The following is a 17197-nucleotide window of genomic DNA, read 5'->3' on the forward strand; positions in this document are numbered from 1 at the left end:
CCGCCTCCCGTGACGGGAAGCGGCATCATCTGCACTCTCGCGGGAGAACTCAGTCCATGCCGCGCAGGTCCAGGACCAGTTCGCTGTCGCCCTCGGCGGTCAGCACCACCGGGATGCCCCAGTCCTGCTGGTAGAGGTGGCAGGCGGCGTGATCCGGGATCTCCCCGTCGGGCCCCTCGGCCCCGTCACAGGCGGCGGCGCGCGCGGTGATGTGCAGGATGCCCTCGGTGACCTCGGAGGACAGCTCCAGGGTGCGGTTCAGGCCCTCCCCGGTGCCGCCGCCGGACACGATGAGCTCCGGCGGGGTGGAGGAGATCTTCAGCTGCGTCGGGTCGCCCCAACGGTAGTCGAGCTTCTGGCCGGTGGGCGCGGTGAAGCGCACCGCCAGCTCGAAGCCGCCGGGCGCCACGGGCGACGTCGGACGCTGCGTCTGGGAGGCGCCTTCGTCCACCTGCTGCGCCTCGGCCGGGATCGGGACGTACACGAGCTGGTGCTTGTTCGCCTCCACGACCACGAGCAGCGGCTCGGAGCCCCGGGTGTCCAGGAGGACGTCGCTCGGCTCCGCCAGGCCACGGGTCAGCGTGGAGACCGTGCCGGTGGCGGGATCGTAGCGGCGCACGGCGCCGTTGTAGGTGTCCGCGATCGCCACGGAGCCGTCCGGGAGGACCGCGACGCCGAGCGGGTGCTGCAGGCGCGCGTCGGCGGCGGCGCCGTCACGGAAGCCGAAGTCGAACAGGCCCTTCCCGACGGCGGTCTCCACACTCACGCGGGCACCGTCGGACGAGCCGGTGGGCACGAGACGCCGCAGCGCGGAGGTCTCCGAATCGGCCACCCAGACGGACCCGTCCGGTCCTTCAGCCAGGCCGGAGGACTGGGCGAACCAGGCCGAATCGGCGGCGCCGTCCAGCAGGCCCTCCAGACCGTTGCCGGCCAGGATGGACACCTCACCGGTCTCCGGGGAGAACGCGAAGATCTGGTGCACGCCGGCCATGGCGATCACCACGGTCTGCAGCGCCTCGGACCACAGCACATCCCACGGCGAGCTGAGGGCCACCTGCAGCGGGTCCTCGCCGAGCGGGCCGCCGTAGCCGGCTCCCTCGTCGTCGACCCGTGCGGGGCCGGCCTCCAGCAGGCGCTGCACGCCGCTGCCGGCCAGGGTGGTCACCGCGCCGGTGGCAAGGCTGATGCCGCGCAGGCGGTGGTTGACGGAGTCGGCCACGACGACGTCGTACCCGAGCTTCGCGGCCAGCTCGGCCGGGAGGAGGGTGACGCCCTGCGGCTCGTTGAAGCGGGCGGTGGCGGCCGCGCCGTCGTCGTATCCCTTGGTGCCGTCACCGAAGGCGGTCAGGACGGTGTCGAAGTCGTCGGCGAGCTCCACCACGCGGTGGTGCCCGGTGTCGGAGACGAGCCAGGAGCCATTGGACGCAGACGCGGAACCGCGTCCCGCGGGCAGGAACACGGCCTTACCCGGGAAGCGGAGGGTGCCGGAGGTGGCCTCGGGGGCCACGTAGGGGCCGTCTCCGCGGTGCAGGGTGCCCTTGGCCTCGTGCTCGGCGATGAGCTCCGGGATCAGGACGGCCAGGCCGTCGGCGTGGCCCTCGCCGGAGAGGTGCGCCACCACGTAACCCTCCGGGTCCACCACCACCAGGGTGGGCCAGGCGCGGGCCGTGTAGGCCTTCCAGGTGTCCAGTTCGGGGTCGTCCAGGACCGGGTGGTGGATCTCGTAGCGCTCCACGGCGGCGGCGATCGCCACCGGGTCCGCCTCATGCTCGAACTTCGGCGAGTGCACGCCGACGGTCACCAGGACGTCGCTGTACTGCTCCTCCAGGGGGCGCAGCTCGTCCAGGACGTGCAGGCAGTTGATGCAGCAGAAGGTCCAGAAGTCCAGCAGCACGATCTTGCCGCGGAGCGCTTCCAGGGAGAGCTGTTCCCCGCCGGTGTTCAGCCAGTTGCGGCCCACCAGCTCGGACGCGCGGACGCGGGTGGCGGCGCGCACGGAGGACGCGTTCTCGATGGTCATTCCTTCTCCTTCGATTCCGGGGCCGGGGTGGCGGCAGCCGCGGTGGATGAATTGTCCCGCGCCGCGAGGCGGCTGAACATGTCGTTGTAAGCGGTGAGCTCGGCGTCGTTATTCCTGTCCGCCGCGCGGTCCTTGCGCCGGGTCTCCCGCTCGTCCGAGCGGGACCACATGATGGCCACGCCGATGGCCAGCAGAACCGTGGGCACCTCGCCGATGCCCCAGGCGATCGCGCCGCCGTGCTGCTGGTCCAGAATCGCGCTGGGACCCCAGGTGCGGCCCAGATTGCCGAAGTAGTCCGCGGCCAGCAGGCCGGTGCCGCCCATGATGGAGACGCCGAAGAACGCATGGAACGCCATGGTGGCCAGCAGAAGGAGCAGCCGCATGGGGAACGGGGCGCGGCGCGGGAGCGGGTCCTCACCGATCATGGTCAGCGCGAAGATGTACCCGGTCAGCAGGAAGTGCAGGTTCATCAGCTCGTGGCCCACGTGGTCCTTCATGGCGAAGCCGAAGAGGTCCGAGTAGTAGAAGATCACGATGGACCCGGCGAAGTTGGCGGCCGCGAAAAGCGGGTGGGTGACCAGCTGGGAGAACTTCGAGTGGACGAAGGCCAGGGTCCATTCGCGCAGGCCGCGGCTGCCGTCGGTGCGCGGGCTGAGCGCGCGCAGGGCCAGCGTGATGGGCGAGCCGAGCACCAGGAAGATCGGGGCCACCATGGTCAGTGCCATGTGATCCACCATGTGGATGGAGAACAGCGCCCGCCCGTACACGCTCGGCGCGCCGGAGGTGATGTACGTCAGCGCCACCAGGCCCAGGAACCAGGACACGGCGCGCATGGCGGGCCAGCGGTCCCCTCGGCGGATCACCTTGATCAGGCCCAGGAGGTAGGCCGCGGCGGCGAACACGGCCACCGCCACCCAGAGCCAGTCCAGGCGCCACTCGGTGAACCAGCGTTCCGTGGTCAGCTCCGGCGGGAGCTCGTAGCCGCTGAGGATGAAGGCCGGGCTTGCGTCCTCGGCGTACTTGGTCACGGCGGGCGGAGCGGAGGAGGAGAGCGCGACGGCGACGGCGCTGGTCGCGGCCATGACCACCAGTTCCACGCCGATCACCTGCCAGAGCACGCGGCGGGCGGACAGGGTTCCGGCCGTGCCGCCGTTCCCGCCGAGGCGAGGGATGATCCAGGCGCGGTGCATGTAGCCGATGGCGCCCAGGACGAGCGCGCAGAATCCCTTGACCAGGACCAGCTGGCCGTACGGGGAGTAGAAGAGGTCATGCCAGCTGGTGACGCGGATGGCGGCGCTGACCACGCCGGACGCGGAGACCAGGAAGAAGCAGACCAAGGCCAGCGCGGAGAAGCGCTTCAGGACCGGGGCGGTCACGTCCTTGCGGGCGGCGCCCGTGATCCCGCGGCCCAGGAGCCCTGAGATGAGGGCGAGGACCACGATGCCGCCCACCCAGAGCGAGGCGCCCAGGACGTGCAGGCCGATCGAGTTGACGGCGCCGGCATGGTCGTCCGAGCTGGCCGCGTGGCCGTTGAGCGCGGGCGGGATCATGCCCACGAGGGCGAGCAGGAGCGTGAAGGCGAGCCCGGTGGTGTTCCGCAGCCCGAAGCAGGCGGTGGCCACCAGCGCGGCCACGATCACCACGAACAGCCAGGCCTGGCCGAGCGGCAGCTGGGTCACGAAGACCACCAGCTCATTGGTGTACTGGGAGTCTCCGCTGATCGGCTGCCCGGAGACGTTCGCATAGGTGAAGATCAGCACCGCGATGGCGGAGAGGGTCCAGGCGGCTCCGCCGATCCCGGCCACCAGCAGCGTCCGGGTGAAGGCCGGGTGCTCCGGGATGTCCTCGTCCCCGCCGGTCCGGCGCGGCGCGCGGACGGTGCGCGGCAGGACGAACACCACGAAGGCGAGCGCCGCAACGGTGACCGCCAGGCTGATGTTGTGGGCGGTCTTGGCGATCGGGAGGCCCCAGCGCACGACGGCGCCGGGGTCACTGATCTGACGGACCCCGGCGGCGCCGGTGAAGAGGAGTCCCAGCACCAGGGTCACGACGGCCACCGCGAGCGCCGCGAACTGCCAGGCCGGGCCCAGGCCGCGGACGGCGTCCCCTGCGGCTGGCAGTGGGCGCGGCTGGGCCTTGGGACCGGAACGAGATGGCATGGGTCCATTCTCCCGCGCGGGCCGGGGGCCGGTCGAATCGGGGGCCCGGTTCACAGCGGGCGTTCAGCCTCCGCGGACCTCCACCACCATGTCCTCCAGGTGCGGGAGATGCGCCTTGAGCTGCCTGCGGGCGTCGGAGCGGAGTTCGTCGGCGCCGGCGACGCTCAAGGCCGGGTCCACGGTGACGGCCACGGAGCCGTGGAGCCGGTGTCCCGACCAGCGCAGCCGCACGTTCTCCACCGCGTGGATGCCGTCCACGTGCTCCAGGGCGTGCTCCGCGCGGTCCACGAGTCCCGGCTCCACGCCGTCGAGCAGTCTCCGTCCCAGGTTCTTCACCGTGCCCCAGAGCAGCGCGATGATCGCGGCGCTGATGAGCAGGCCGACGATCGGGTCGGCGAGCGGGAAACCGAGCATGACGCCGACGGCGCCGACCACCACGGCCAGCGAGGTGAAGCCGTCCGTACGGGCGTGCACACCGTCGGCCACCAGGGCGGCGGAGCCGATGCGCTGGCCCACCCTGATGCGGTACACGGCCACGGACTCGTTGCCCAGGAATCCGATGACGCCGGCGGCCGCCACCCACCACAGGTTCGTCAGCGGCTGCGGGTGCAGGAGCCTGTCGATGGCCTGCCAGGCCGCCACCACGGCGGAGAGCGCCACGACGGCGATGATGAACAGGCCGGAGAGGTCCTCCGCCTTGCCCAGGCCGTAGCCGTAGGCCTTGCTGGCCGGGCGCCGCGCCAGGACGAATGCCACCCAGAGCGGCACGGCGGTCAGGGCGTCGGAGAAGTTGTGGACGGTGTCGGCCAGGAGGGCCACGGAACCGCTGAAAAGCACGACGACGAACTGCAGCAGGGTGGTCCCCAGCAGGATGAAGAGGCTGATCTTGAGCGCGCGGACGCCTTCGGTGCTGGCCTCCAGAGCGTCGTCGATGGAGTCGGCCGAGTCGTGCGTGTGGGGGACGAAGAACTCGTGCAGGCGGGCCTTCAGGCCGGTGCCGTGCGAGTGGTCGTGGTCATGGCCGTGCTCGTGGCTGTGGCCATGACCATGGGAGTGGTCATGCCCGTGCTCATGATCGTGGTCGTGGAGGTGCTCATGCGTAGGACCGCGGGGGTGCCCGTGGTCGTGATCGTGGCTCAATGTCAGTCCTGAGGGGTGTGGTGGTGCCGGGGGGTTCCGCCGATGGAGTGTTCGGCCTGGAGGATGGCGTCGGTGACGAGCTGGGAGGCGTGCTCGTCCGTGAGGCGGTAGAAGGCACGGGTGCCCTCGTGGCGGGCGGTGACCATACGGGCCAGCCGGAGCTTGGCCAGGTGCTGGGAGACGCCCGCGGGGTTCTTGCCCACTGCTTCGGCCAGCGCGTTGACGGTCAGTTCGCCGTCGGCGCGCAGCGCCAGGATGATGCGGATCCGGGTGGCGTCGGCCAGCATGGCGAACACCTCCACGGCGAGCTCCACGAACTCCGATTCAGGGTCGCGGCCGCAAAGCTTCTTATCTGCATCCATACGCAGATAGTGGCAGAAAGGGATCGCGAGCAGCAATGAAGGCAGTGCTTACCAATACCTATACCTAGAGCTGACCTCACCTGCTCAATGTCGAAGAAAATCCGATATCAAATACCTATCAAGGGCGGAACCAAGCCCATTGTGATACCCAGTCCCCCTGCGACTCGCCTTTCCTGAAGAAGTCACCACCGCGTCCACGGACCCGGTGCAACCACTTTCACCTCAGGAGTACGGCATGACCATCAGCACCACCGAAACGAACCCCACTGACAGCAAAGACGGACGGCGCACCGGCCGGAAGCGGGCCATCATCACCGGAGCGGCCCTCCTGGGCTTCGGCGCGCTGGCCACCTCCGCGGCATTCACCGACTTCGCTTTGCTCGATCTGAACGGCGCCGGAGGCTTCGGCGGCGACGCGAACAAGTACAACATCCAGGTCGCCACCCAGCAGGTGGACCACGTGTCCGATGTCCAGGATGCCCAGTGGCTGGAGGCCAACCCGGACGCGGAGACGCTCACCATCGCCGGGGCTGACTCGCTCATCCCGGGCGGTCAGGCCATCTACGCGAAGATCCCGGTGCGGAACGCCTCCCAGACCATGCGCTCCAGCCTGGACCTGACCCTGGAGAACACCACGCAGGCCGGCGGCGACTCCGTGGCGGACGCCAAGAACGCCGCCTACAGCCAGAAGCTGGCCGTGGACATCGCCATGGTGGACGACGCCTCCGACCTCAGTGCAGCCGGCTGGACCCCGATTCCGATGGATGCCTTCGCCCCGGGCGGCAAGAGCGGCCGGGTCTCCCTCGGCAACCTCGACGCCACGGCCGGTAAGGTCGCCGTCTTGAAGATCAGGCTCGACTCGGCCGAGGACGACAACGCGGCCAACGGCGGCAAGGCCACCGTCCAGGCGCGCTTCGACGGCACCGCCATCAACTGACCGGACCCATCGAGTGGGCCTCTCGCCGGCGTTCAGGGGCGGCGAGAGGCCCACTCGATCTCCCGATCCCACAGAAAGGCCGACCGTGACGAATCCCTTCGCACTGCCGAAGAGGGCCTGGCTTGCCACCGGCAGCCTCCTGGGCACTTTTTCGCTCGCCACCACCGCGCTCCCCGCGGAGCACCTGGATATCATCGCCCTCGGGAAGGCCGGAGCCGGTCACGAGTTCAATCTTCAGATCGCGGGCTCCGCCACCTCACCCTGGGCGCCCGCTGAGTCAGACTGGGCCGAGGGCAACCCGACGGCCCTCACCATCGGCGGCACACCGGACGGCGCTCCGCTGCGGATCCTCCCCGGGGAGAGCCGCACATTCCAGCTGGCCGTCCGCAACGCCGCCCCCCGGCTCGCCAGCAGCCTGCGGCTCCGCCTCTACCAGCCGGACCAGCCTGCCGGAACCACCGATCTCTTCCCGGCACTGACGTTCACCCTGAACAGCGCTGGACGGATTCTCGCCGCCGGGCAGGGGCCGCTCACCGCCGAATGGCCGGCGCACCTATCCCCCGGTGAAGTCCAGCATTTCGAGCTGACCGTGCAGCTGCCTGCCACCGCGGGCAATGAATTCAACGGCGCCGCCACACAGCTGGGCCTGCGCGCGGACGGGGCGTCCCGATGACCCTCCGCGCCGTCCCTCGCACGGTCCGGGCCGCCGTCGTCGTCCTGCTCAGCGCCGCTGCTCTGGCCGCCACGGTCACCACCACACAGGCCGCGTTCCACGCCGGGTTCACCGGGGAGGCTCGCGCGGACGGCTCCATCGACATCGCCCAAAGCGAAGACGGCACCTCACAGCACCCCACCGCAGCGGAGGCGAAGGCCCTCCCCCAGGCCAACCCCGGCGTGCCCGTCCGCGCCCTCGCCGAGATCCCGCACGGCTGGCCCACGGTGCCGACCGCCGTCGTCCCCGTGCAGATCCACAATCTCTCGCCGCAGGCTGTCGTGACACTGCGGCTGAAGCTCGACGGCGGCACTGCGGGCACTGCACTCTTCAGCCGGCTCGCCGTCGGCCTTCAGGTCGACGGGCGGCAGGCGGGCGACGGCACCGTACTCCCCGGGACGTGGTTCCAGAGCCATCCCGACGGCGCTCTGGTGACGGAGCGACTGGAATCCGGGCGCTCGGCGCGGCTGGATCTCCACGTCTGGATGGGTCCGGAGGCCACGCCGGCCGACTATGCCCAGGCACTGGACCTCGGAGTCCAGGTGACCGGAGAGACGGTCGGCGGGGAGATCATCGCGCTCGAAACGGACTGGACATGACCCGGCGGCTCGGATCGGTCCTGGGGGCCTTGCTGTGCTTGCTCGCGGCCGTCGCAGCTCCGGTGACGCTGGCCCACTCCGCCGAGGGGGACGGCGGGGCGCTGCAGAGCGACGGCGCGCTGGTCACCTTCGAAACGCCCGCGCCAGGCCACACGGTGGAGGTCCCGCTCCACGTGCGCAACACCGGCGGGCACACACTGGACCTGTCGCTGGCACTCCGAGAGGCCACCGGCGCCGCCACGGAAGGCCCCCACCCACTGCGGCTGGCGGTGCATGCCGACGACGGCGGGCTGCTCGTCGGGGGCACCGCCGACGAACTGCTGGACCAGCACGTCGCCCTCGCCGCGCTGCCCGCGGGGGCGGAACGCACGCTGCGGGCAACGGCTCATCTTCCGGCGGGTGCCGGAGACGACTACCGGGGCGCTCCGGTGAGCCTGCGCTTCACGTTCACGGGCACGGGGGATCCGGGCGGGGTGGACTCCGGCGGCCTGCCGGACGGGTCCCTGGCCATCACCGGGGCCCGAGGCTTGTGGATCCTGGCCGTCGCCTTGCCGCTCATGATCGTGGGGATCCTCCTGCTGCCCGCGCGCCGGAAACGAGAGAAGGAGGCCGAGGACCATGAGCCGCACGCCTGACAGCACCGCGCCCCTCACATCCCGGCGGGCCGTTCTCTGGGCCGCATTGCTGGTCACGGCGGGTGGTGCACTGGCCGCCACCGCCCTCTCCGTGACCGGCACCTCGGCGGCCCTGCGGGATACCGCTGCGCTGCAGACCGAGGTCACCGGCAGCTTCCAGCTCGCCGCACTGGACCGGGACGGACGGATCGGCAAGATCACCCAGGGTGACGCTCCTGCCGTGCTGACGTTCGCACCGGCCCAGGGGATGGTTCCGGGCACCACGCTCGCACTGCCGCTGACCCTGGCAGGCAACGCCCCGGGTGCCGGCGTCGATCCGGCATTGTCGGTGCGGCTCGCGGGAGAGCTGACCGGAGGAGAGACCTCATCGCTCCTCCCGCATCTCCGGATCTCCGCCCGGGAAACCGTCGGGGGACGGACCCGGACCCTGCTGGGCGATCCGTCCGCCCCGGAACGTGGCGTCGAAGTAGGCGATGAGCCGCTCGGGATCCCCGGGCTGACGCCGCTCCCCTCGCGCCAGGGCCAGGCGCAGGCCGTCGGCGAGCGCTGGGACGGCGGCCAGGACGCCATCGGCTCGGTCACCGTTTTCATTCATCTCCTGGATTCATCGGCGCTGCAGCACATCTCGGCGCAGCGGCTCTCCGTCCACTTCACTCTCACCGGAAGGTCCCACGCATGAGCACTTCCAGCATCGCCGGCCCGCCCCGCACGGCACGGCTCGTGGCCTGCCTGGGCGCCGCGCTCCTCGCCCTGACGGCGGCGTGCGTCCCCGGCACCTCGGCCGGCTTCACCGACTCGACTTTCGGTCAGGCGGCGCTGACGACGGCGGCCGGGCTGGACTCCCCGCCCACCGACTACGACCAGTCCGCGGCGTCGTCGCTGTTCATCTCTGCGCGCGGCGAGCTGTACATCACCGGGTTCCGAGGCAACGGCGACGGCAACGGCCAGCGCCCGGCAGGCACGGCTGCTCCGAGCCGCGTGTCCTTCCCTGAGGGCACCGTGATCGTGGACGCGGCAGGATCCACCAACGACTTCTCCACCGTGTACGACTGGACCAACTCCTACATGGCGCTGGACAGCCGGGGCCAGGTCTGGACGTGGGGCGCCGTCTACGGCGGCGCGCTCGGCCGCCACGGATACGGCCTCATCGGCCGCGGCGGGATCAGTGCGGAGCAGTCCCGCACCGTGGGCCGCGTCACCACCACTGCGGACGGCACTCCGCTGCCGCACATCCGGTCCATCGCACGGTCCGAAAACCAGTTCCTGGCGCTGGACGGCAGTGGCCAGCTCTGGGCCTGGGGCTATGGCGGGGAGAACCTTCCTCGCCCGGCCGGTCCCGGCGTCGACGCCGCGCTGCCGTTCAGGGTGGACCTTACCACCTGGGCGCCCAGCCTCACCCGCTGCGACGGCGGCGGCGGGAACAACCTGGGCCGGGTTCTGTGGCACTCGGTCTGGGGAGGCAACAACGCCGCGGGGGCCGTGGGGCAGAACGGCCTGATCTACAGCTGGGGCTTCGACAACATGCAGCCTCCGGGCTCCGGGAACGGCATCACCAGCACCACCTGCCCGTCCATCAACGAACGGGCCAATCGCGTGCTCTTCCAGGAGTACCCGGAGCTGTACCGGACGGTGGACGGCCTTGTCTACGACGAGTCCCTCCTCCGCTCGGAGACCGAACGCCACGCGAGGTTCTCAGCGATCGTCAACGCACGTTTGCAGGCCGGGGTGCTGGAGCAGTGCTCCAGCGTGAAGGGCGTGGGCAAGACGGACGAGTCGGGCTGCCCGGTCCGTCAGCTCGCCTTCCCGGCACGCGCCACCCTGCTCCTCACCCAGAACGGCAAGCTCCAGACCTGGAAGGCCTCCACGCTCAACTATGGGGACCCCTTCCTGGGCCGGTCTCCGGGGAGCAACCCACACTGGCCCACCACGGTCAGCGTGGCCGGCACACCGCTCACGATCCGCTCGTTCAGCCCCGGGATCAGTTCGGTCCAGGCCCTCACCACGGAGGGCCGGGTCCTGGGCTGGGGCTGGAACAACTACTGCCAGGCGATCGGGCGTCCCACCGGCAAGCCGGACTGCAACGCCGCCCGGAACACACCCACAGCGGCAACGGACCTGGTCTCCTCAGCCACGCCGGTGGCGGGAATCCCCGTTGAGGACAAGGTCACGCGGATCAGCACCACGCAATGCGCCGCCTGGGCCACCACCGAGTCCGGCCGGCTCTACGCCTGGGGCGCGGGAACCGTGGCGGGCACCGACTTCCGGACCTGCAAGGAACCCGCCTCGGCCCAGAAGGGCTACAAGATCTACGACTACGACTCGGTCGACCAGGCCAACCCCTTCGGCCGCCCCGTCACGGGACGCGCCACGGAAACCAGAAAGGTGGCAGGCGAATGACCTCCACACCCGGCCCGATGATCGCGGTCTTCTCCGTGATCCGTTCAGCCCTGCTCTGGATCGGAGCGGCCATCGGCACACTGTGCCTGATCCTGTTCCTGCTCGGAGTGGCGTTCGGGATCCGGCCCCAGGCCGTGGTGTCCGGGTCCATGGAGCCCACCCTGCCCACCGGATCGCTCATCCTGGTGAAGCCGGAACCCGTGGTGGATGTCCGGGCCGGGGACATCGTCACCGCGGCCCTCCCGGACGGTCGCGGCACCGTGACCCACCGGGTGGTCGCGCTGGACAAGGACCGCAACGGGGTCACCTCGCTGACCCTCAAGGGCGACGCCAACCTCGCCGATGACCCGGTGCCGTATCCGGTGGCCACGGTGGGCAAGCACCTCGCCACCATCCCCGGCCTGGGCACGCTGGCCCTCGCCTTCCGCACGCCCGCGGGGCTGGCCGCCGTCGCGCTGGTCACCGTGGTGTTCCTTGCCGTGGTGCTGCTGCCCGGGCGGAAGGCACGACGCCGGCCCGACCGGGCTCACCGGTGAGGAACCGGTACAGCTCGTGCCGGGACGCGGTCCCGGTCTTCTTCAGCGCATTCGAGATGTGGTTGTCCACGGTGCGGACGCTGAGCCCCAGACGGTCGGCGATCTGCTGATTGGTGAGTCGCCCTGAGAGAAGCCCCACCTCGAGTTCACGAGGACTCACCGTTGTGGCGCCGTCTCCCGCCGCGGCGGGCGCCAGCGGCTCGCTGTGCCGGCCGCCGCTCCCGGCCAAGGTGGCGGAGAGCTCCCGCAGCCGGCCGGCCCGCTCCGTCCTCCCGGCTGTCTCCTCGGCCTGGGCGGCGGACCGGACCAGCAGGAAGAGCATGTACTCCGGACAATGCACCGAGTCTTCGACGGCGCGCTCCACGTCCTCCAGCCGCCCGTCTTGCAGGCAGGCCACCAGGGCGCCGAGTGGCTGGAACAGCGGAATGTCGCTCTCCGCCAGAGCACGCCGGAATTCCTCTGCGGTCTTCGGCCCGAATCCCACGGCCAGGCAGCTGTACGCCGTCTGAACCGCGCCGAGGACATAGCCCTTCTCCCGCCGTTGCCGGACGCAGGCGGCCACCTCCTCATCGAAGGCGTCGGAGGCCAGGGGCTGTTCCGTCACGGCACGGACGATGTCGATACCCATGCCCAGGAACGGACCCATCTGCGGGCTGAGGAGGGACGCCTCGTACAGATGATCCTCCTGGGCGGCAGTCTGCCCGTCGAAGAATGCTGTGAGGCCCCTGAGGTTGAGGAAGGCGGCGAAGGCCGGGATGAACAGGATCTCCGGGCAGCCCACCAGGAGTGCCTCGTCCAGGACGTTGCGCAGGGCTTGGCCCTCCCCCCGGTAATGATGCCCCATGATCGCCACATAGGACGCCATGACGAAAGATGAGCGGTCCAGGCCTGTCGCCGAGCGGGTCATCATCTCCGTGGCGGCGGCCACACACCGGTCCACGTCGCCCTCCATCAGCGGGATGATCAACCCGCTCCACGAGCCCACCCGCCCCAGGGGACCCGTGGAGCCGGGAGCCTCGCTCAGCTCCCTTGCCTCGGAGACCCTGCCGAGTGCCAGCAGCATGAGTGTGTCGACGCCCCGGCACAGGCCCAAGGGATCCCCGGGATCGCGGGCCAGGTGGGACGCCTGAGCGGATACACCGCCACCTGTCATCATGTCCAGCAGGCTGACCGCAGCCGCGGCCGTGCCCGCCCAGCGCCGGTTGTCCTGGGCGAAATCCCTGAGGAGGATCCGGGCACCTGCCGGGTCTCCTTCCTGGAGGGCCAGCCATTGGGCCCGCGCAAACGCCAGCAGGAAGTCGTCCGAGGAGGCCTCGAACCGCCTCCCGGCCGTCTCCTGCAGCACACGCCCCACGTGCTGTGCTCTCCGGGGGTCCCCGGATGCCTCGCGGAAATAGGCCACCGCCGTGGCAGGCCCCGGCGCGTCCTGCCACGCACGGTGTGCCAGATCGGACAGTTCCTGCTCGTGACTTTCGAACGTCCTGGCCAAAGTCGCCATGGTCGCGGTGTCCCGGTCGCCCAGCGCCGTCGCGGGGCCTCGCCGCTCGTCGTAATCCCTCCTCTGGGGGTGCACTCCGCGACGGAAGCAGTCCACCAGGATCGGCGGCCACGGGGACACCGTGGATCCGCGCGAGGCGGGACCCACACGCACGAGTCCTCGGTCCGCGGCGCGCCCCAGCACCTCCTGTCCGTAGGTCTTCAGAGCCTCCTCAAGGCTCACCGCGTCGCGCAGAGACAGTGCCCGGAGGGTCTCGGTCAGCTCGGAATCGTCCCCGCCGAGGAACTCCACGGTGAGGGGGATGAGATCCGGGTTCCACAGGGTGGCGCCGCTCTGCATCCACAGCCCGTCCTGTTCCACCAGGAGCCCGCGGTCACGGGCGCTCAGCAGAACGGCGCTCACCAGGAGGGGGATACCGCCGGTCTTCCCGTACACCCGCGCGGTGGCCGCGGAGTCAAGCCCGCCACCCAGAACCTCATGGGCCATCTGAGCGGTCTGGGCGATCGTGATGGGTTCCAGGGTGACCATCCGTTCGGGCCACCGGGGCGGGAAGTCCAGGTGCCGCTCGGGGTCCACCGGCAGTGCCAGGACAGTCCGGAGCCCGAGCCGGTCCCGCACGGAAGCCAGGACCTTCAAGGACAGAGGGTCCACCAGATGAAGATCGTCCACTGCCAGCACGGCCGTGGGCCCCACACGCGCCGTCAGCTCGTCCACAGTGCCGGCCAGGGAGCGGGGCCGTGCCGGAACTCCGAGTTCGGAAGACCATCGGTCCACCACATAGCCCGGCTGTTCCGCCGCGGCCGGTTCGCCGCGGATCCACCACACGGTTTCACCCGTACGCTCCAGCACCGACGTCACGGCAGCGAGCACGGTGCTCTTCCCGCTGCCCCGGCCGCCGACGATGCGGACGCTCTTCCCCTGGCGGAGCGCGGCCCGCGCCACGGCCACCTCGTCCTCGAAAATCATCCAGTCCCTGCTCTCCCAGACCCGTCCGGGTTGTCATTCCATCCTGGCAGAGCCGGTGCCCGCGCGGAGAAGGCACGCCCGGGTCCCGACGTCCGCCGTCCGGCGTTCCTGCGCGGGAGGGCGCGGGACGGCGGGACTCTACACTGGAACGGTGACCCTGGAACAGTCTCTGCTCGGCTATGCCGCCCTCTCCGTCCTCATCACGATCCTTCCCGGAACGGACACGGCCCTCATCCTCCGCTATGCCCTGGGGCAGAGCAGGAAACACGCCTACATGGCGGGCCTCGGCATGATCACGGGGGCGTTCATCTGGAGCGTCGCCGCGGCCACCGGGGTCTCCGCGCTCCTGGCCGTCTCCACGATCGCCTACGACGTGCTGCGGATCATCGGCGCCGGCTACATGCTGTGGCTCGCATTCAGCTTCTGGAAGGCGTCCTTCGCCAAGACTCAGGACGCCACGGTGGACACCCCGGCGGGGAAGGCGGCCATCGCGCCGGAACACCTGGGCAAGACCTGGAGCAAGGGCTTCCTGTCCAACATCCTGAATCCCAAGTTCGGCATGTTCTGCCTGGCCGTCATCCCGCAATTCCTGGTTCCGGGCATCGCGCCGCTGGCCATGGGTCTCATGCTCTCCGTCATCAGCAACCTGGAGGCCATCGCCTGGTTCGTCGTCATCATCACGGCGGCGCACTTCTTCCGCCGCTGGCTGGACGGCCCCCGCTTCCGCAAGATCATCGACCGTGTCACGGGCACCGCCCTGGGTGCGTTCGGCGTCGTCGCCATCGTGGAGACCGCCAAGGGTTGAGTCAGGCAGGACGTTGAGCCAAGCAGAGCGCCGAGGCAGGCGGGGTGCTGAGTCAGGCAGAGCGCCGCGTCAGCGGCCATTCAGCCGCAGCACGGCGGCGGCCCGCACGCTCAGATAGCCGCGCCACTCCAGCGCCGCAGCCTCCGAATAGCTGGAGAAGTCCACCGGCCAGCCGCCGTCGTCGTCCTGTTCCCGCTCCAGCCTGGCCAGCGCGATCTCCGCGGCGGCGTCGGAGAAGAGCGCGCGCACCGGGCCGCCCGGCTCAGGCGCGAAGTCGGTCAGATGCAGGCTCTCCCCCACCGCACCGCCGTCGACGGTGATGGTGCCGTCCTCCGGGAGCCACTTCCCCAGGCGCTCGAGCTGGGCCGCTGCGCGCTCATCGGAACCCGCCAGCCGGTCCAGGAGCTGCAGAGAGAAGGAGAGCACGTACGCGAACGGCCGCTCGTCCAGTTCCTCGATCCGCGCCAGGCAGTAGCCGGTGGCCCGCGCCAGCCACGGGTGGGCGCCCACGCGCCGGTCCCGCACGGCCAGGCGATGCGCTTGAGCGACGACGGCGGCGGTCAGCTGCAGCGATGACTCCTTGGGATCGGCGGACACCCAGAACGGGGCGCACGCGGTGTAGTCGGCCACCGGGAGCGCGAACGGCAGGCCTCCGTCCCGGAGGGTGACGGACTCCAGCCAGTCCAGCAGCGCCGGGAGCCGTCCGGACACGGCAGGCCACGCGTCCGCCAGGGCTTCGAGCGCATGTAAGGCGCCGGCCACCTGGCTCTCAGGGGAGCGCAGATCGGGCTCCAGACCCCAGCCGTAGCCGCCGTCGGGGTTCCGGTAGGCCTCCAGGGCCTGGATGACAGCCTCACCGTGCCGGTGGGACGGTTCCCTCAGCGCCGCATGCCGGTGGCGGTCCAGGAGCCTGGCGTGGCCGGTGATGAACTTCCCCGCGCTGAGATGATCGGTCATGGTGGTGATCATGTCACGGCCGGCTGCCGAGGGCCGCGCTTCCCTCTGCGGGTTCACCTCCCTTCCGCCGCGACCCCGCGGATGGTTAGCGTCCTCTTATGAGCACACGTTTTCACAGTGACGAAGCCCTGCGGCAGGCCCGCGAGTTCCTGTCCCGTCACCTCCTCCTGGACGGCCACAATGATCTGGCCACCAGGCTGCGCGCCGACGGCTACTCGTTCGACGGCCTGGACACCGGCCGTCCCGAGTTCGACACGGATATCCCGCGGATCCGGGCAGGCGGGCTCGGCGGCCAGTTCTGGTCCGTGTACGTGCCGTCCACGCTGGAGAAGCACGCGGCGGTGACCTCCACCCTCGAACAGATCGATGCCATCCATGGGCTGGTGGCCGCCCATCCGGACGTTTTCGCTTTGACGTTCACGGCCGATCAGGTGCGGGCCGCGTTCGCGGACGGCAAGGTCGCCTCCCTTCTGGGGGCGGAGGGCGGCCACAGTATCGCCCGTTCGCCCGGTGTCCTCCGGACCCTCGCCCGTCTGGGGCTGCGTTACCTGACGCTGACGCATTTCCAGAGCAATGAGTGGGCGGACTCCTCCACGGATGGGCCCCGCGCCACGGGCCAGACGGCCTCCGCGCTGAATCCGGAGGGAGCCTCGGTGCTCGCGGCGCTGAACAGCCATGGGATCATCGCCGATCTGTCGCACACCTCCGATGACACGCAGCGCGCCGTCCTGAACTCCACCGATGTGCCGGTGCTGTTCAGCCACTCCTCCGCCTTCGCCGTGACCCCGCACCCGCGGAACGTCAAGGATGACATCCTGGAATCCCTGAAATCCAATGGCGGCGTCGTCCAGGCCGCGTTCGTCTCCTCCTTCCTCAGCCGCTCACGCGCAGAGTGGGAGGCAGAGGCGGACAGGCTCCACCCGTCCGAGTGGAGCTGGCCGGCTCAGCCGCTCTTCCCCGGCGCGGAACCGGAGGAGGGTCCTGCAGACGCCTCCACGCACGACGACGGGGCCTCCTCTGAGGAGGAGGATCGCTTCGCGGCGTGGCTGGCCGAGCACCCCCGCCCGCGGGTCACGGTCAAGGACGCCGCCGATCACCTGGACCACCTCCGCGAAGTGGCCGGCGTGGAGCACATCGGGATCGGCGGCGACTTCGACGGTGCCAGCGGCTTCCCAGAGGGGCTGGAGGACGTCTCCGCCTACCCCACGCTCTTCGCCGAGCTGAAGGAGCGCGGCTGGTCCGGGGCCGATCTTGCGGCGCTGGCCGGGGAGAACGTGCTGCGTATCCTTCAGGCCACCGAGGACGCCGCGAGGGATCCGCTCTGGCCTGGGGCTGTGTAGGTGGTTTTTGTGTGTTAAATGCAGCGGCCCCGGGAGCGTCGTTGCTTCCGGGGCTTCGCTGGTGGTTGTGTCCGGCGGTGTCCTACTCTCCCACACTCTCTCGGGTGCAGTACCATCGGCGCTGTGGGTCTTAG

The 17197-nt window shown here is 70.2% G+C and carries 15 protein-coding genes; 9 read left to right on the forward strand and 6 right to left on the reverse strand.

The features are described 5' to 3' along the window. Positions 1 to 49 precede the first annotated feature (49 nt). The 4 genes from Q9R02_RS15775 to Q9R02_RS15790 form a co-directional block, all read right to left on the reverse strand. Entirely contained in the window at positions 50 to 2020 is a 1971-nt protein-coding gene (locus Q9R02_RS15775) for an NHL domain-containing thioredoxin family protein (protein WP_305997662.1), read from the reverse strand. After that, positions 2017 to 4179, reverse strand: coding sequence for a bifunctional copper resistance protein CopD/cytochrome c oxidase assembly protein (locus Q9R02_RS15780; protein WP_305997663.1), 2163 nt, complete (start codon positions 4177 to 4179; stop codon positions 2017 to 2019). The genes Q9R02_RS15775 and Q9R02_RS15780 overlap by 4 nt, the downstream gene beginning before the upstream one ends. A 63-nt stretch (positions 4180 to 4242) precedes the next feature. Continuing rightward, positions 4243 to 5325 (reverse strand): cation diffusion facilitator family transporter, encoded by a 1083-nt coding sequence (locus Q9R02_RS15785; protein WP_425279293.1) that lies wholly within the window; start codon positions 5323 to 5325, stop codon positions 4243 to 4245. Continuing rightward, positions 5322 to 5681 carry an ArsR/SmtB family transcription factor gene (locus Q9R02_RS15790; RefSeq protein WP_305997665.1) on the reverse strand — a complete coding sequence of 120 codons (360 nt, stop codon included), beginning with the start codon at positions 5679 to 5681 and terminating at the stop codon, positions 5322 to 5324. Before Q9R02_RS15790 ends, Q9R02_RS15785 begins: the two co-directional genes overlap by 4 nt. 235 nt (positions 5682 to 5916) lie before the next feature. Here Q9R02_RS15790 and Q9R02_RS15795 point away from each other — a divergent pair, with 235 nt between their 5' ends. The 7 genes from Q9R02_RS15795 to Q9R02_RS15825 all read left to right on the forward strand — a co-directional run bounded on the left by Q9R02_RS15795 (position 5917) and on the right by Q9R02_RS15825 (position 11497). Further along, positions 5917 to 6618: a hypothetical protein gene (locus tag Q9R02_RS15795; protein WP_305997666.1), complete on the forward strand. Its 702-nt coding sequence runs from the start codon at positions 5917 to 5919 to the stop codon at positions 6616 to 6618. Between the two features lie 85 nt (positions 6619 to 6703). Continuing rightward, complete coding sequence (locus tag Q9R02_RS15800) at positions 6704 to 7291, forward strand: hypothetical protein (protein WP_305997667.1); 588 nt, start codon at positions 6704 to 6706, stop codon at positions 7289 to 7291. Then, positions 7288 to 7929: a hypothetical protein gene (locus Q9R02_RS15805; RefSeq protein WP_305997668.1), complete on the forward strand. Its 642-nt coding sequence runs from the start codon at positions 7288 to 7290 to the stop codon at positions 7927 to 7929. The genes Q9R02_RS15800 and Q9R02_RS15805 overlap by 4 nt, the downstream gene beginning before the upstream one ends. Then, positions 7926 to 8564, forward strand: coding sequence for a hypothetical protein (locus Q9R02_RS15810; RefSeq protein WP_305997669.1), 639 nt, complete (start codon positions 7926 to 7928; stop codon positions 8562 to 8564). Before Q9R02_RS15805 ends, Q9R02_RS15810 begins: the two co-directional genes overlap by 4 nt. After that, positions 8548 to 9243 carry a hypothetical protein gene (locus Q9R02_RS15815; protein ID WP_305997670.1) on the forward strand — a complete coding sequence of 232 codons (696 nt, stop codon included), beginning with the start codon at positions 8548 to 8550 and terminating at the stop codon, positions 9241 to 9243. Before Q9R02_RS15810 ends, Q9R02_RS15815 begins: the two co-directional genes overlap by 17 nt. Then, entirely contained in the window at positions 9240 to 10961 is a 1722-nt protein-coding gene (locus Q9R02_RS15820) for an RCC1 domain-containing protein (protein WP_305997671.1), read from the forward strand. The genes Q9R02_RS15815 and Q9R02_RS15820 overlap by 4 nt, the downstream gene beginning before the upstream one ends. Beyond that, positions 10958 to 11497 (forward strand): signal peptidase I, encoded by a 540-nt coding sequence (locus Q9R02_RS15825; protein WP_305997672.1) that lies wholly within the window; start codon positions 10958 to 10960, stop codon positions 11495 to 11497. Before Q9R02_RS15820 ends, Q9R02_RS15825 begins: the two co-directional genes overlap by 4 nt. Here Q9R02_RS15825 and Q9R02_RS15830 read toward each other — a convergent pair. After that, positions 11421 to 13961 carry a helix-turn-helix transcriptional regulator gene (locus Q9R02_RS15830; protein ID WP_305997673.1) on the reverse strand — a complete coding sequence of 847 codons (2541 nt, stop codon included), beginning with the start codon at positions 13959 to 13961 and terminating at the stop codon, positions 11421 to 11423. The two genes, Q9R02_RS15825 and Q9R02_RS15830, sit on opposite strands and share 77 nt — an antisense overlap. Positions 13962 to 14112: 151 nt before the next feature. Here Q9R02_RS15830 and Q9R02_RS15835 point away from each other — a divergent pair, with 151 nt between their 5' ends. After that, positions 14113 to 14766: a LysE family translocator gene (locus tag Q9R02_RS15835; protein WP_305997674.1), complete on the forward strand. Its 654-nt coding sequence runs from the start codon at positions 14113 to 14115 to the stop codon at positions 14764 to 14766. Between the two features lie 69 nt (positions 14767 to 14835). On the opposite strand, the gene Q9R02_RS15840 is transcribed toward Q9R02_RS15835, so the two are convergent. Next, entirely contained in the window at positions 14836 to 15723 is an 888-nt protein-coding gene (locus tag Q9R02_RS15840; protein ID WP_305997675.1) for a hypothetical protein, read from the reverse strand. Positions 15724 to 15821: 98 nt separating this feature from the next. On the opposite strand from Q9R02_RS15840, the gene Q9R02_RS15845 reads away from it, so the two are divergent. Beyond that, the gene (locus tag Q9R02_RS15845; RefSeq protein WP_305997676.1) at positions 15822 to 17063 is read left to right on the forward strand and encodes a dipeptidase; all 1242 of its coding nucleotides are present in this window, start codon (positions 15822 to 15824) and stop codon (positions 17061 to 17063) included. Positions 17064 to 17197 lie beyond the last annotated feature (134 nt).

This window comes from Arthrobacter horti (genome assembly GCF_030731045.1).
GTDB classification, from domain to species: domain Bacteria; phylum Actinomycetota; class Actinomycetes; order Actinomycetales; family Micrococcaceae; genus Arthrobacter_E; species Arthrobacter_E nanjingensis.

Bases quoted from the DNA above. Each gene is read 5' to 3' on its own strand.
- Q9R02_RS15820 (WP_305997671.1), top strand. From the start codon at position 9,240: ATGAGCACTTCCAGCATCGCCGGCCCGCCCCGCACGGCACGGCTCGTG.
- Q9R02_RS15830 (WP_305997673.1), bottom strand. From the start codon at position 13,961: ATGATTTTCGAGGACGAGGTGGCCGTGGCGCGGGCCGCGCTCCGCCAG.
- Q9R02_RS15825 (WP_305997672.1), top strand. From the start codon at position 10,958: ATGACCTCCACACCCGGCCCGATGATCGCGGTCTTCTCCGTGATCCGT.
- Q9R02_RS15775 (WP_305997662.1), bottom strand. From the start codon at position 2,020: ATGACCATCGAGAACGCGTCCTCCGTGCGCGCCGCCACCCGCGTCCGC.
- Q9R02_RS15845 (WP_305997676.1), top strand. From the start codon at position 15,822: ATGAGCACACGTTTTCACAGTGACGAAGCCCTGCGGCAGGCCCGCGAG.
- Q9R02_RS15780 (WP_305997663.1), bottom strand. From the start codon at position 4,179: ATGCCATCTCGTTCCGGTCCCAAGGCCCAGCCGCGCCCACTGCCAGCC.
- Q9R02_RS15790 (WP_305997665.1), bottom strand. From the start codon at position 5,681: ATGGATGCAGATAAGAAGCTTTGCGGCCGCGACCCTGAATCGGAGTTC.
- Q9R02_RS15840 (WP_305997675.1), bottom strand. From the start codon at position 15,723: ATGACCGATCATCTCAGCGCGGGGAAGTTCATCACCGGCCACGCCAGG.
- Q9R02_RS15815 (WP_305997670.1), top strand. From the start codon at position 8,548: ATGAGCCGCACGCCTGACAGCACCGCGCCCCTCACATCCCGGCGGGCC.
- Q9R02_RS15805 (WP_305997668.1), top strand. From the start codon at position 7,288: ATGACCCTCCGCGCCGTCCCTCGCACGGTCCGGGCCGCCGTCGTCGTC.
- Q9R02_RS15810 (WP_305997669.1), top strand. From the start codon at position 7,926: ATGACCCGGCGGCTCGGATCGGTCCTGGGGGCCTTGCTGTGCTTGCTC.
- Q9R02_RS15795 (WP_305997666.1), top strand. From the start codon at position 5,917: ATGACCATCAGCACCACCGAAACGAACCCCACTGACAGCAAAGACGGA.